Source organism: Citrobacter sp. Cpo089 (assembly GCF_030332695.1).
Taxonomy (GTDB): Bacteria; Pseudomonadota; Gammaproteobacteria; order Enterobacterales; family Enterobacteriaceae; genus Citrobacter; species Citrobacter portucalensis.
In genome coordinates this window covers 1-13,590 of the sequence record NZ_JAOWHJ010000058.1, presented here as the reverse complement: position 1 = coordinate 13,590, position 13,590 = coordinate 1, and the positions used below count along the sequence as shown (strand labels likewise).

Genomic DNA, 13,590 nt, shown 5'->3' with positions numbered 1-13,590 from the left:
CATCTACATGGGCAGGCGGTTGACCTGCCCATCTTCCCTCTGATTTCCCGGCCTCAAAATCTCTTCCTGTCACGCATACATTCTGTTTTCGAGCCTTGCCGTAATTGGCAAAAAAAGCTACCACTCCCAGATTTTGGATGGCGTCACCACCGCAGGCAGTGGGATATCCCATTCTTCGACAGGCAGCTTTTCCACTCGCTGACAATCGTGCGCGTAGCCTACGGGCTGGATCTTATGCTGCTGCCAGTTTTGCAACGTACGGTCATAAAATCCACCGCCCATACCCAGGCGTTGCCCGACCTCATCAAACGCCACTAACGGCGTAATCAGTACATCCAGTTGTGAGAGCGGCAATACGTCACGTACATCAAGTCGTGGTTCCTGGATCTTTAAGCGATTGGTTACCAGGTCGCTGTGCGGATGATAGTGCAGGAACAGCAGGTTGCCAGGGCTGAAGGGATGAAGAACTGGAAGATAGACGCGCTTGCCCGCTCGCCACAGCTGATCTATTAGCGGCTGGGTATCGAGTTCGCCATCGAACGAGAGGAATACCGCCACGGTATGAGCGAGTACAACAGGGGGATAACTGAGCATTCGGGTCGCGGCTTGCTGACCGTATTGTCGTTGCTGTTCGGAAGTAAGCGCACGACGACGCTGCCGAATCAGTTGACGGATTTCTTGCCGGGATAAAGGGAGTTCAGAAAGTAATGTCATGGCTGTTGCCAGGTAGAAGGGAATCTCCGAGATGCCGCCGCAGGCTGTAACCCTTGAACCCTTGGTTCAAGGTGAATGCGTCGTCACAGTTTTAAGGCTTCTCGGACGGGCCGAGCATGCTCACCAACCGTGGAGCGCCACATTCTTGTGGTATGAAATATCGGCTCAGGGGACTGGCCCGCTTGCAAACATCTCAGAGAAATTTTGTCTTCACGGTCACTCTACCACAGTAAACCGAAAAGTGTTATTCAAAGTTTTGGCCCGTTTTTTCGGTTATGCGACCCTGATCAAGCAACGCCTGTTCGATGGTCTGTTGTAGCATCCGAATACGTTGTTCCATGCTCGCCGCGTACTCACGCGTCTTCGCTTTTTCCTGAGTTAATTCATAGCTGATGTTCAACGCGGCGATGAAAACCAACTGCTCAGTATTTGTGACTCTAGTGCGAACTTTCAGATCTTGCAATCGCTGATTGAGATCGTCCGCAGCCTGATTCAACGCATCCCTTTGTTCAGGCGGGCAATTCACTCGCAGTGAACGGCCAAATATTTGGATATCGACGGGTTGTGCAGACATGCCACCTTCCTGCTGATTGACTGCGCTGCCTTCGTCTCCAGACCGTGGGTCCGCGAAGGGGCGACACTATAGCTACCCTGGTATCAAGATACAAGCCCTTTTCTGGTCCACCAGGGTCCAAAGTGGTAGCATACCATGAATATTCCTCCCTTTGATGACGAATGCTTATGTCTATACAGAACGAAATGCCTGGTTACAACGAAGTTAGCCAGTTTTTGAACCAACAAGGGGCTGGATTAACCCCGGCCGAAATGCACGGCTTGATAAGCGGAATGATTTGCGGCGGAAATAACGACAGCTCATGGCAGCCGCTGCTGCACGACCTGACGAACGAAGGTCTGGCCTTTGGTCACGAGCTGGCTCAGGCGCTGCTGAAAATGCACTCAGCCACCAGTGATGCCCTCGAAGACGACGGCTTCCTTTTTCAGCTTTATCTGCCTGAAGGGGATGACGTCAGCGTGTTCGATCGCGCCGATGCGCTGGCGGGATGGGTAAACCACTTTTTACTGGGCCTTGGCGTCACGCAACCGAAGCTCGACAAAGTGACCGGCGAAACCGGGGAAGCGATTGACGACCTGCGCAATATCGCTCAATTGGGATATGACGAAGACGAAGATCAGGAAGAGCTGGAAATGTCGCTCGAAGAGATCATCGAATACGTGCGCGTAGCCGCCTTGCTGTGTCATGACACGTTTACGCGTCAGCAGCCGACCGCGCCGGAAGTCCGTAAACCGACTCTGCACTAAGAACGAAACGCAAAGGAGAGTGTGATGAGCGAGATATCTCAGCAAGAATTCCAGCGTCGTCGCCAGGCTTTACTGGCACAAATGCAGCCCGGCAGCGCCGCGCTGATTTTTGCCGCACCGGAAACGACGCGTAGCGCGGACAGTGAATACCCTTACCGCCAAAGCAGTGATTTCTGGTACTTCACCGGTTTTAACGAACCTGAAGCCGTGCTGGTGCTGATCAAAAGTGATGACACTCATAACCACAGCGTTTTGTTCAATCGGGTTCGCGATCTGACGGCGGAGATCTGGTTTGGCCGCCGTCTAGGCCAGGATGCTGCCCCGGCAAAACTTGGCGTTGACCGGGCGCTGGCCTTCAGTGAAATCAATCAACAGCTGTATTTGCTGCTCAATGGTCTGGACGCGGTATACCACGCCCAGGGCGAGTATGCCTGGGCCGACGAGATTGTGTGCACGGCGCTGGATAAACTGCGCAAAGGCTCCAGACAAAATCTGCACGCGCCTGCCGCGATTATCGACTGGCGTCCGATGGTGCATGAAATGCGCCTGTTCAAATCACCGGAAGAAATCGCGGTCATGCGTCGTGCCGGAGAAATCACCGCACTGGCGCATACCCGCGCGATGGAAAAATGCCGTCCGGGAATGTTTGAATACCAGTTAGAAGGGGAGATTCACCATGAATTTACCCGTCATGGCGCGCGTTATCCGTCCTATAACACGATTGTCGGCAGCGGTGAAAACGGCTGTATCCTGCATTACACCGAAAATGAAAGTGAAATGCGCGATGGCGATTTGGTGCTGATTGACGCTGGCTGTGAATACAAAGGCTATGCGGGTGACATTACGCGTACCTTCCCGGTAAACGGTAAATTTACCCCAGCACAGCGTGAAATCTACGATATCGTACTGGAATCCTTAGAGACCAGCCTGCGTCTGTATCGTCCCGGAACGTCCATTCAGGAAGTCACTGGCGAAGTGGTGCGTATCATGATTACGGGCCTGGTGCAGCTTGGCATTCTGCACGGTGATGTCGATCAGTTGATTACCGAAAATGCGCACCGCCCATTCTTTATGCATGGTCTAAGTCACTGGCTGGGTCTGGATGTGCACGACGTCGGCGTTTATGGTCAGGACCGCTCACGTATTCTTGAGCCGGGAATGGTACTCACCGTCGAACCGGGACTGTATATCGCGCCGGATGCTGATGTACCACCGGCTTATCGTGGTATCGGCATTCGTATTGAGGATGACATCCTCATCACCGAGGACGGCAATGAAAACCTGACCGCCAGCGTAGTGAAGAAAGCTGATGACATTGAAGCCTTAATGGCTGCGGCGCGACTGCAATGAGTGTGATTATCGTTGGTGGTGGTATGGTTGGCGCGACGCTGGCGCTGGCCATTTCTCAGCTCAGCCATGGGACTCTGCCGGTTCATCTGATAGAAGCGAGCGAACCTGAAACTGACCGCCATCCCGGGTTTGACGCCCGGGCGATCGCGCTGGCGGCAGGAACCTGCCAACAGCTGGCGCGAATTGGCGTATGGCAGGCGATTGCCGATTGCGCAACGGCCATTAAAACGGTTCACGTCAGCGATCGCGGCCATGCCGGATTTGTGACGCTGGATGCGCAGGAATACCGTATTCCAGCTCTGGGCCAGGTGGTAGAACTGCACGACGTCGGGCTGCGTCTGTTTGCGCTGCTGCGCAAAGCACCGGGTGTCACATTGCACTGCCCCGACCGCGTAGCCAGCGTGTCGCGCACGCAGGAGCGCGTTGAAGTGACGCTGGAGAATGGTGAAATGATTACCGGTCGCCTGCTGGTGGCTGCTGACGGCACGCGTTCCGCACTGGCGACTGCCTGCGGTGTTGACTGGCTGCAACAGCCTTATGAGCAACTGGCGGTGATTGCCAACGTCACGACCTCTGTACCGCACGACGGGCGAGCGTTTGAACGCTTCACGCAATATGGCCCGCTGGCAATGCTGCCAATGTCTGACGGTCGCTGCTCGCTGGTGTGGTGCCATCCACTGGAGCAGCGTGATGAGATCATGACCTGGTCCGACGAACAGTTTTGCCGTGAACTACAAACCGCTTTTGGCTGGCGACTGGGACGTATTACCCAGGCTGGTAAACGCAGCGCTTATCCGCTTTCGTTAACTACGGCGCTGAAAGCGATTACCCATCGTACCGTGCTGGTAGGGAACGCCGCCCAGACGCTGCATCCCATTGCCGGGCAAGGTTTCAACCTTGGCCTGCGCGATGTAATGAGCCTTGCTGAGACGCTGACGCAGGCGCAAAACGGCGCGGAAGATGTCGGTGATTATGCGGTGCTGGCACGTTATCAGCAGCGCCGCGAGCGCGATCGCGAGACGACGATTGGTGTGACCAACAATTTAGTGTATTTGTTTGCCAATCACTGGGCCCCGCTGGTTGTTGGGCGCAATGTCGGGTTGATGGCGATGGAATTATTCACCCCTGCGCGCGATGCGCTGGCGGAGCGGACCCTGGGTTGGGTTGCACGATAAATATGACCTGTAGGTCGGATAAGGCAACGCCGACATCCGGCAAGGGTCCCCGCAAAAATGCCTGATGGCGCTGCGCTTATCAGGCCTACGGATTACAGGTTTCGAGGTATAAACAGTGCAAAGTGTTGATGTAGCAATTGTTGGTGGCGGCATGGTGGGACTGGCGGTTGCCTGCGGCCTGCAGGGCAGCGGGTTGCGCGTTGCGGTGTTAGAACAACATGTTCCGCAGCCGTTGGCGGCGGATGCTCCTCCTCAGCTTCGCGTTTCGGCCATTAATGCAGCCAGCGAAAAACTGCTTACCCGTCTTGGCGTCTGGTCCGACATTGTTGCTCGTCGCGCTTGCTGCTACCACGGCATGGAAGTCTGGGACAAAGACAGCTTTGGACGTATTGCGTTTGATGACCAGAGCATGGGCTACAGCCATTTGGGTCACATCGTTGAAAACTCAGAAATCCATTATGCGCTGTGGCAAAAGGCGCAGCGTTCAGCGGATATTACGATGATGGCGCCAGCTGAAATACAGCAGGTGGCCTGGGGCGAGAACGAGGCATTTCTGAGCCTCAAAGATGGCACAATGCTGACGGCGCGTCTGGTCGTCGGTGCCGATGGCGCTAATTCCTGGCTGCGCAATAAAGCGGACATTCCGCTCACCTTCTGGGACTACCGTCATCATGCGCTGGTGGCGACTATCCGTACGCAGGAAGCTCACGGTGCGGTTGCGCGTCAGGCGTTTCATGGCGAGGGGATTCTGGCATTCCTGCCACTCAGCGATCCGCACCTGTGCTCTATCGTCTGGTCGCTCTCGCCGCAGGAAGCAGAACGTATGCAGCAGGCAAGCGTTGACGAGTTTAATCAGGCGCTGAATATCGCCTTTGATAATCGTCTGGGGCTGTGCAGCCTTGAAAGCGAACGTCAGGCGTTTCCGCTGACGGGACGTTATGCCCGCCAGTTCGCGGCCCATCGTCTGGCGCTGGTGGGGGATGCGGCGCATACCATCCACCCGCTGGCGGGTCAGGGGGTTAACCTTGGCTTTATGGATGCGGCGGAACTGATCGATGAGCTTAAGCGGCTACAGCGTCAGGGAAAAGATATTGGTCAGTATCTCTATTTACGCCGCTACGAGCGCAGCCGTAAGCATAGCGCAGCGCTGATGCTGGCGGGGATGCAGGGTTTCCGTGAACTGTTTGCAGGCGAGAATCCGGCGAAAAAACTGCTACGTGATATCGGTCTGAAACTGGCCGATACCCTGCCGGGCGTAAAACCACAACTCATCCGTCAGGCGATGGGACTGAACGATCTTCCCGAGTGGTTACGTTAGTGTCCGTAAGGACAATCTTAAGAGTTTGAGACCCGTCACACTTTCCTCTCCCGGCCTGCGCGTCGGGGGGCTTCTCTCATTTGAAATAATCTAATTTCACGCCTTTTTTCGCATTAGTTTTTCTAATTTTACGTTTTTTTCATAACGCCATTTTTGACATTTTTTCCACATTTAATATGGATTGGTGCTGTAATTTTGCGCTTATATTCGTTTGTTGTTCTGATTAATTGTTATGTGTATGGAGTTTTATTCTGTTAGCGATCTGGCTGTTTTTCGCCATAAGCTAATGTGATGGTTAATTTTGACTTATGGTTTAGCGTCTGTTTCGGTGGTAAGTTCAGGACAAAGAGAACGTTTGCGTCGTAGCCCCTGGAGCGGCTGCGGTGCTGGGTTTCGTGGCGAAAATTTCACCGCGAAAGAGTTGGTAGCCCCGCTTATTCAACGAGGAAAAGATGGCTCAACAGACTCCTTTGTACGAACAACACACGCTATGTGGCGCGCGCATGGTCGATTTCCATGGCTGGATGATGCCACTGCATTACGGTTCTCAGCTCGATGAACACCATGCTGTTCGCACCGACGCCGGAATGTTTGATGTGTCGCATATGACCATCGTCGACCTGCGCGGTAGCCGCACCCGGGAGTTCTTGCGTTATCTGCTGGCAAACGACGTCTCGAAGCTAACGAAGACGGGTAAAGCCCTCTACTCCGGGATGCTCAACGCTTCGGGCGGCGTGATAGATGACCTGATTGTCTACTACTTCACTGAAGATTTCTTCCGCCTCGTTGTAAACTCCGCCACCCGCGAAAAAGACCTCTCCTGGATTACCCAACACGCTGAACCTTACGCCATCGACATCACCGTTCGTGACGACCTGTCGCTGATTGCGGTGCAGGGGCCAAACGCGCAGGAAAAAGCAGCTACGTTGTTTACTGACGAGCAGCGTCATGCGGTTGAAGGCATGAAGCCGTTTTTCGGCGTTCAGGCAGGTGATTTGTTTATCGCAACCACCGGTTATACCGGCGAAGCAGGTTATGAAATTGCCATGCCGAATGAAAAGGCGGCAGATTTCTGGCGTGCGCTGGTTCAGGCTGGTGTCAAACCTTGCGGTCTCGGCGCGCGTGACACCCTGCGTCTGGAAGCGGGTATGAACCTGTATGGCCAGGAGATGGACGAAGGTATTTCTCCGCTGGCGGCCAACATGGGCTGGACCATCGCGTGGGAACCGGCTGACCGCGACTTTATTGGTCGTGAAGCGCTGGAAATGCAGCGTGAAAAAGGCCACGAACAGCTGGTCGGGCTGGTGATGACTGAGAAGGGCGTGCTGCGTAATGAACTGCCGGTGCGTTTCACCGATGCTTCTGGCAACCAGCATGAAGGCATTATCACCAGTGGCACATTCTCCCCAACCCTGGGTTACAGCATCGCGTTGGCGCGTGTGCCTGCGGGTATCGGTGAGACTGCGATCGTACAGATCCGTAACCGTGAAATGCCGGTAAAAGTGACTAAACCTGTTTTTGTGCGTAACGGCAAAGCCGTCGCGTAATTCATCCTTTTTTGGAGATTGATTGATGAGCAACGTACCTGCAGAACTGAAATACAGCAAAGAACACGAATGGCTGCGCAAAGAAGCTGACGGCTCTTACACCGTTGGTATCACCGAACACGCTCAGGAGCTGTTAGGTGACATGGTTTTCGTTGACCTGCCAGAAGTTGGCGCCACCGTCAGCGCGGGCGATGATTGCGCCGTTGCGGAGTCCGTAAAAGCGGCATCCGATATCTATGCGCCAGTAGGCGGTGAGATTGTTGCGGTTAACGATGCGCTCAGCGACTCCCCGGAACTGGTCAACAGCGAGCCGTATGCGGGTGGCTGGATTTTCAAAATCAAAGCCAGCGATGAAAGCGAAATTGAATCGCTGTTGGATGCGACCGCATACGAAGCTTTGTTAGAAGACGAGTAAATACACTTTTGCCGGATGGCGCTGCGCTTATCCGGCCTACAAAGCATGCGTAGGCCCGGTAAGCGCTAGCGCCACCGGGCACGTAGACAGAGACCATCACGATTCACTGCACGTTTCAGGAACCATCGCCCATGACACAGACGTTAAGCCAGCTTGAAAACAGCGGCGCTTTCATTGAACGCCACATCGGACCGGACGCCGCGCAGCAGCAAGAGATGCTGAATGCGGTTGGCGCCGAGTCGTTAAACGCGCTGATCGGCCAGATTGTGCCGAAAGACATTCAGCTCGCAACCCCGCCACAGGTGGGCGAGGCGGCGACCGAATACGCTGCGCTGGCTGAATTAAAAGCCATCGCCGGGCGTAACAAGCGCTTCACGTCCTACATTGGCATGGGCTACACCGCCGTGCAGTTGCCACCGGTTATTCTGCGTAACATGCTGGAAAACCCAGGCTGGTACACCGCATATACGCCGTATCAGCCGGAAGTCTCCCAGGGACGACTGGAAGCTCTGCTGAACTTCCAACAGGTCACACTGGACCTGACGGGCCTGGATATGGCTTCTGCTTCTCTGCTGGATGAAGCCACTGCGGCTGCTGAAGCCATGGCGATGGCCAAACGTGTCAGCAAACTGAAAAATGCCAACCGTTTCTTTGTGGCGGCTGATGTTCACCCGCAAACGCTGGACGTGGTTCGCACCCGTGCAGAAACCTTTGGCTTTGACGTCATTGTTGATGACGCGGCGAAAGCTCTGGATCACCAGGATGTGTTTGGCGTGCTGTTGCAGCAGGTTGGCACCACCGGTGAAGTGCACGACTACAGCAAACTGATTGCCGAGCTGAAATCCCGTAAAGTTGTGGTCAGTGTCGCTGCCGACTTTATGGCGCTGGTACTGCTGACTGCACCGGGCAAACAGGGCGCGGATATTGTTTTCGGCTCTGCGCAACGCTTCGGCGTTCCGATGGGTTACGGCGGCCCACACGCGGCATTCTTCGCCGCTAAAGACGAATTCAAACGCTCCATGCCAGGCCGTATTATCGGCGTATCGAAAGATGCTGCGGGCAATACCGCACTGCGCATGGCGATGCAGACTCGCGAGCAGCATATCCGCCGCGAGAAAGCGAACTCCAACATTTGTACCTCGCAGGTTCTGCTGGCCAACATCGCCAGCCTGTATGCCGTTTATCATGGTCCGGTTGGCCTGAAACGTATCGCTAATCGCATCCACCGCCTGACTGATATTCTGGCGGCCGGTCTGCAGCAGAAAGGGCTGAAGCTGCGCCATGCGCACTACTTCGACACTCTGTGTGTTGAAGTGGCCGACAAAGCGGCTGTGCTGGCGCGTGCCGAAGCGGCAGAAATCAACCTGCGTAGCGATATCCATAACGCGGTAGGTATTACGCTTGATGAAACCACCACCCGTGAAAACGTGGTGCAGTTGTTCAATGTTCTGCTGGGCGACAGCCACGGTTTGAATATCGATACGCTGGATAAAGATGTGGCGCTCGACAGCCGTTCCATTCAGGACAGCATGCTGCGTGACGATGCGATCCTCAGCCATCCGGTGTTTAATCGCTATCACAGCGAAACCGAGATGATGCGCTACATGCACTCGCTGGAGCGCAAAGATCTGGCGCTGAACCAGGCAATGATCCCGCTGGGTTCTTGCACCATGAAGCTGAACGCTGCCGCCGAGATGATCCCTATCACCTGGCCGGAATTCGCTGAACTTCACCCGTTCTGCCCGCCAGAGCAGGCAGAAGGTTATCACCAGATGATCGGCCAGCTTTCCGAGTGGCTGGTAAAACTGACCGGTTATGACGCCGTCTGCATGCAGCCGAACTCCGGCGCGCAGGGCGAGTATGCGGGTCTGCTGGCGATTCGTCACTATCACGAAAGCCGTAACGAAGGCCATCGCGATATCTGTCTGATCCCGGCTTCTGCCCACGGCACCAATCCGGCATCCGCACAGATGGCGGGGATGCAGGTAGTGGTTGTCGCCTGTGATAAGAACGGCAACATTGACCTGGACGATCTGCGAGCAAAAGCAGAACAACATGCTGCGAACCTCTCCTGCATCATGGTGACCTATCCGTCTACTCACGGCGTGTATGAAGAAACGATCCGTGAAGTGTGCGACGTTGTACACCAGTTTGGCGGCCAGGTTTACCTTGATGGCGCGAACATGAACGCTCAGGTTGGGATCACCACGCCAGGCTTTATCGGCGCAGATGTCTCGCACCTCAACCTGCATAAAACATTCTGCATTCCGCACGGCGGCGGCGGCCCAGGTATGGGACCGATTGGCGTCAAATCACATTTGGCACCGTTCGTACCGGGTCACAGCGTAGTGCAGATTGAAGGAATGCTCACCCGTCAGGGCGCAGTTTCTGCGGCGCCGTTCGGTAGCGCATCTATTCTGCCAATCAGCTGGATGTACATCCGTATGATGGGCGCAGAAGGTCTGAAGCAGGCAAGCCAGGTGGCTATCCTTAACGCTAACTACATTGCCAGCCGTCTGAAAGATGCTTATCCGGTACTGTATACCGGTCGCGACGGTCGCGTGGCGCATGAATGTATTCTCGACATTCGCCCACTGAAAGAAGAGACCGGCATCAGCGAACTGGATATTGCCAAGCGTCTGATCGATTACGGTTTCCATGCGCCGACTATGTCATTCCCGGTCGCGGGTACCCTGATGGTTGAACCGACTGAATCTGAAAGCAAAGTGGAACTTGATCGCTTTATCAATGCGATGCTGGCAATCCGCGCTGAAATCGATCGCGTGAAAGCCGGTGAATGGTCACTGGAAGATAACCCGCTGGTTAACTCGCCGCACACGCAAAACGAGCTTGTCGCGGAGTGGAATCACGGTTATAGCCGCGAAATCGCCGTCTTCCCGGCTGGTGTGGCGAACAAATACTGGCCGACCGTGAAACGCCTTGATGATGTTTACGGTGACCGTAACCTGTTCTGCTCCTGCGTGCCGATGAGCGAATATCAGTAACTTTTCCGCGCAGTAAAGCTTTTGTAGGCCGGGTAAGGCGAAGTCGCCTCCCGGCTTTTTCATATCTGGAGGTATCCATGGGAATCGCACTGGTTACTGGCGGCAGTCGCGGCATCGGGCGGGCAACTGCGCTGCAGTTAGCGCAAGAGGGTTACACGGTTGCGGTTAACTTTCATCACAATATCCGTGCGGCAACGGAGGTGGTGAATACCATTGTCGCTGCCGGGGGAAAGGCGTTTGCTCTACGGGCTGATATCAGCGATGAAAGCCAGGTTGTGGCAATGTTTGAATCTATTGACCGCGAAGGTGAACCACTGACTGCGTTAGTGAATAATGCCGGGATTTTGTTTGAACAGAGCACGGTGGAAAGCCTAACCGCTGAAAGAATTAACCGCGTGCTGGCGACCAATGTTACCGGCTATTTTTTGTGTTGTCGGGAAGCGGTAAAGCGGATGTCGTTCAAACACGGAGGGCAAGGCGGGGCGATTGTAAATGTCTCTTCGGCTGCATCGCGGCTTGGTGCGCCATTCGAATATGTTGATTACGCAGCCTCAAAAGGCGCTGTGGACACGCTCACCACCGGCCTTGCGCTGGAGGTTGCGGCGCAAGGGATCCGCGTAAACTGCGTGCGACCTGGTCTTATCTACACTGAAATGCACGCATCAGGCGGCGAGCCGGGAAGGGTCGATCGCGTGAAATCGATGTTGCCTATGCAGCGCGGCGGACAACCGGAGGAGGTCGCGCAGGCGATTACCTGGCTGCTGAGCGAGAAGGCGTCCTACGTAACGGGAAGTTTTCTGGAACTGGCTGGCGGGAAGTAGGATTTAATCGCCGGATGGCGCTATGCTTATCCAGCCTACGGGAATTTAATCTGTAGGCTGGATAAGGCGTTTACGCCGCCATCCGGCAAAAAATCAAAGTTTCTCGCCGTTGCTGGCAATCACCTCTTTGTACCAGTTAAAACTTTTCTTGCGTGAACGCGACATATCGCCGGTGCCGTCGTCGTGTTTGTTCACGTAGATAAAGCCGTAACGTTTGCTGTACTGACCGGTGGTGAACGAGACACAGTCGATGCAGCCCCACGGCGTGTAGCCCATCAGGTCTACGCCATCATAGGTTACCGCTTTCATCATCTCTTCAACGTGGGCGCGCAAATAGTCGATGCGATAGTCGTCGTTGATGCTGCCGTCTTCTTCCACTTTGTCGTAGGCACCAAATCCGTTTTCTACGATAAATAGCGGTTTCTGATAGCGCTCATACAGTTCACATAAGGCGTAACGCAGACCGACCGGATCAATCTGCCAGCCCCAGTCGGACGCTTTTACGTGCGGGTTCGGTACGCTGCCCTCAAAACCAGAAATGGCATCGCCGCTGCCGCCTTCCGCTTTTACCGCGTTGGTCATGTAGTAACTGAATCCGAGATAGTCACAGGTGCCTTCACGCAGGATTTGCTCATCTCCGGCTTCCATTCGGATATTGAATTCGAGGCGTTCCCACTCGTTCAGTACATATGATGGATAGTAGCCGCGCAGCTGAACATCGGTGAAAACGTAGCGCTCACGCATCGATTCCTGCGCGAACATCACATCTTCAGGCTTACAGGAGAACGGGTACAGTGGCACCATCGCCAGCATGCAGCCGACTTTCATTTCCGGGTTGATGCGGCGTGCGGCTTTCACTGCCAGAGCGCTGGCCACGAACTGGTGATGCAGCACCTGGTACATGGTTTCTTCCGGGTTTTCATGCTCGGTATACACCACGCCGGAGCAGCAATAACCAAACAGCGGTGCGCGCCAGTTGCGCTGGTTATTGATCTCGTTAAAGGTCATCCAGTATTTGACCTTGTGTTTGTAGCGCTCAAAAACGACTTCAGCAAATCGGACAAAGAAATCGACGACTTTACGATTGGTCCAGCTACCGTACTGTTGAACAAGGTACAGCGGCATTTCAAAGTGGGAAAGGGTGATGACCGGTTCGATGTTGTACTTCAGCAGTTCATCGAACATGTCGTCGTAGAACTTTAGCCCTTCTTCATTCGGCTGGCTTTCATCCCCTTTGGGGAAGATACGGGTCCAGGCGATTGAGGTGCGGAAGCATTTGAAGCCCATCTCAGCAAACAGCTTGATGTCTTCTTTGTAATGACCGTAAAAATCGACAGCTTCGTGGTTGGGGTAGTACTTACCGGGTTCAACTTCCTGAGTGATTTCTCGCGGAACGCCGTGTGCCCCTCCGGTCAGTACGTCGCAAATGCTGGGGCCTTTGCCACCTTTGTTCCAGCCGCCTTCAACCTGGTGCGCCGCAACCGCGCCACCCCATAAAAAATCTTTTGGTAAGGTAAGTTTTTTCATCTGCGCTCAGTCTCAAATTAATACAATCTGATTTTGAGTCTAACAAAGGAAAGATAAATGTCACGATAGGTAATGACTCCAACTTATTGATAGTGTTTTATGTTCAGATAATGCCCGATGACTTTGTCATGCAGCTCCACCGATTTTGAGAACGACAGCGACTTCCGTCCCAGCCGTGCCAGGTGCTGCCTCAGATTCAGGTTATGCCGCTCAATTCGCTGCGTATATCGCTTGCTGATTACGTGCAGCTTTCCCTTCAGGCGGGATTCATACAGCGGCCAGCCATCCGTCATCCATATCACCACGTCAAAGGGTGACAGCAGGCTCATAAGACGCCCCAGCGTCGCCATAGTGCGTTCACCGAATACGTGCGCAACAACCGTCTTCCGGAGCCTGTC

At 54.4% G+C, this 13,590-nt stretch carries 11 protein-coding genes, 1 other RNA gene and 1 pseudogene; 8 read left to right on the top strand and 5 right to left on the bottom strand.

Annotation, left to right across the window (positions count from 1 at the left end):
* Positions 1 to 117: 117 nt before the first annotated feature.
* From OGX92_RS12740 to zapA, 3 genes are all read right to left on the bottom strand, one after another.
* Positions 118 to 714, bottom strand: coding sequence for a 5-formyltetrahydrofolate cyclo-ligase (locus OGX92_RS12740; RefSeq protein WP_003825482.1), 597 nt, complete (start codon positions 712 to 714; stop codon positions 118 to 120).
* 19 nt (positions 715 to 733) lie between these two features.
* Positions 734 to 917: non-coding RNA, 6S RNA (ssrS, locus tag OGX92_RS12735), on the bottom strand.
* Between the two features lie 41 nt (positions 918 to 958).
* Positions 959 to 1,288, bottom strand: a complete 330-nt coding sequence (gene zapA, locus OGX92_RS12730; RefSeq protein WP_003026980.1) for a cell division protein ZapA — start codon at positions 1,286 to 1,288, stop codon at positions 959 to 961.
* Between the two features lie 167 nt (positions 1,289 to 1,455).
* On the opposite strand from zapA, the gene OGX92_RS12725 reads away from it, so the two are divergent.
* The 8 genes from OGX92_RS12725 (at position 1,456) to OGX92_RS12690 (ending at position 11,665) form a co-directional block, all read left to right on the top strand.
* Positions 1,456 to 2,034: a YecA/YgfB family protein gene (locus tag OGX92_RS12725; protein ID WP_003026978.1), complete on the top strand. Its 579-nt coding sequence runs from the start codon at positions 1,456 to 1,458 to the stop codon at positions 2,032 to 2,034.
* A 24-nt stretch (positions 2,035 to 2,058) separates the two neighbouring features.
* Positions 2,059 to 3,384 (top strand): Xaa-Pro aminopeptidase, encoded by a 1,326-nt coding sequence (gene pepP / locus OGX92_RS12720; RefSeq protein ID WP_063940908.1) that lies wholly within the window; start codon positions 2,059 to 2,061, stop codon positions 3,382 to 3,384.
* Positions 3,381 to 4,559 (top strand): 2-octaprenyl-6-methoxyphenyl hydroxylase, encoded by a 1,179-nt coding sequence (gene ubiH / locus OGX92_RS12715; protein ID WP_003825490.1) that lies wholly within the window; start codon positions 3,381 to 3,383, stop codon positions 4,557 to 4,559. Before pepP ends, ubiH begins: the two co-directional genes overlap by 4 nt.
* 115 nt (positions 4,560 to 4,674) lie before the next feature.
* A complete protein-coding gene (ubiI, locus tag OGX92_RS12710; RefSeq protein WP_063940909.1) occupies positions 4,675 to 5,877 on the top strand; it encodes an FAD-dependent 2-octaprenylphenol hydroxylase in 1,203 nt (400 codons plus the stop codon).
* Between the two features lie 452 nt (positions 5,878 to 6,329).
* Entirely contained in the window at positions 6,330 to 7,424 is a 1,095-nt protein-coding gene (gcvT, locus tag OGX92_RS12705) for a glycine cleavage system aminomethyltransferase GcvT (RefSeq protein ID WP_286586615.1), read from the top strand.
* Between the two features lie 25 nt (positions 7,425 to 7,449).
* Positions 7,450 to 7,839 (top strand): glycine cleavage system protein GcvH, encoded by a 390-nt coding sequence (gene gcvH, locus OGX92_RS12700; protein ID WP_003026965.1) that lies wholly within the window; start codon positions 7,450 to 7,452, stop codon positions 7,837 to 7,839.
* 131 nt (positions 7,840 to 7,970) lie between these two features.
* Entirely contained in the window at positions 7,971 to 10,844 is a 2,874-nt protein-coding gene (gene gcvP, locus OGX92_RS12695) for an aminomethyl-transferring glycine dehydrogenase (RefSeq protein WP_003825499.1), read from the top strand.
* Between the two features lie 77 nt (positions 10,845 to 10,921).
* On the top strand, positions 10,922 to 11,665 hold the full coding sequence (locus tag OGX92_RS12690; RefSeq protein ID WP_003825501.1) for an SDR family oxidoreductase: 744 nt from the start codon (positions 10,922 to 10,924) through the stop codon (positions 11,663 to 11,665).
* Between the two features lie 93 nt (positions 11,666 to 11,758).
* Here OGX92_RS12690 and bglA read toward each other — a convergent pair whose 3' ends face one another.
* Together bglA and OGX92_RS12680 are read right to left on the bottom strand one after the other, a co-directional pair.
* Positions 11,759 to 13,192, bottom strand: coding sequence for a 6-phospho-beta-glucosidase BglA (bglA, locus tag OGX92_RS12685; RefSeq protein WP_286586614.1), 1,434 nt, complete (start codon positions 13,190 to 13,192; stop codon positions 11,759 to 11,761).
* Between the two features lie 83 nt (positions 13,193 to 13,275).
* Positions 13,276 to 13,590 (bottom strand): annotated as a pseudogene (locus tag OGX92_RS12680) (IS1-like element IS1B family transposase); the annotation flags it as partial.

Bases quoted from the DNA above. Each gene is read 5' to 3' on its own strand.
- OGX92_RS12690 (WP_003825501.1), top strand. From the start codon at position 10,922: ATGGGAATCGCACTGGTTACTGGCGGCAGTCGCGGCATCGGGCGGGCA.
- gcvH (WP_003026965.1), top strand. From the start codon at position 7,450: ATGAGCAACGTACCTGCAGAACTGAAATACAGCAAAGAACACGAATGG.
- zapA (WP_003026980.1), bottom strand. From the start codon at position 1,288: ATGTCTGCACAACCCGTCGATATCCAAATATTTGGCCGTTCACTGCGA.
- OGX92_RS12740 (WP_003825482.1), bottom strand. From the start codon at position 714: ATGACATTACTTTCTGAACTCCCTTTATCCCGGCAAGAAATCCGTCAA.
- ubiH (WP_003825490.1), top strand. From the start codon at position 3,381: ATGAGTGTGATTATCGTTGGTGGTGGTATGGTTGGCGCGACGCTGGCG.
- gcvT (WP_286586615.1), top strand. From the start codon at position 6,330: ATGGCTCAACAGACTCCTTTGTACGAACAACACACGCTATGTGGCGCG.
- bglA (WP_286586614.1), bottom strand. From the start codon at position 13,192: ATGAAAAAACTTACCTTACCAAAAGATTTTTTATGGGGTGGCGCGGTT.
- pepP (WP_063940908.1), top strand. From the start codon at position 2,059: ATGAGCGAGATATCTCAGCAAGAATTCCAGCGTCGTCGCCAGGCTTTA.
- OGX92_RS12725 (WP_003026978.1), top strand. From the start codon at position 1,456: ATGTCTATACAGAACGAAATGCCTGGTTACAACGAAGTTAGCCAGTTT.
- gcvP (WP_003825499.1), top strand. From the start codon at position 7,971: ATGACACAGACGTTAAGCCAGCTTGAAAACAGCGGCGCTTTCATTGAA.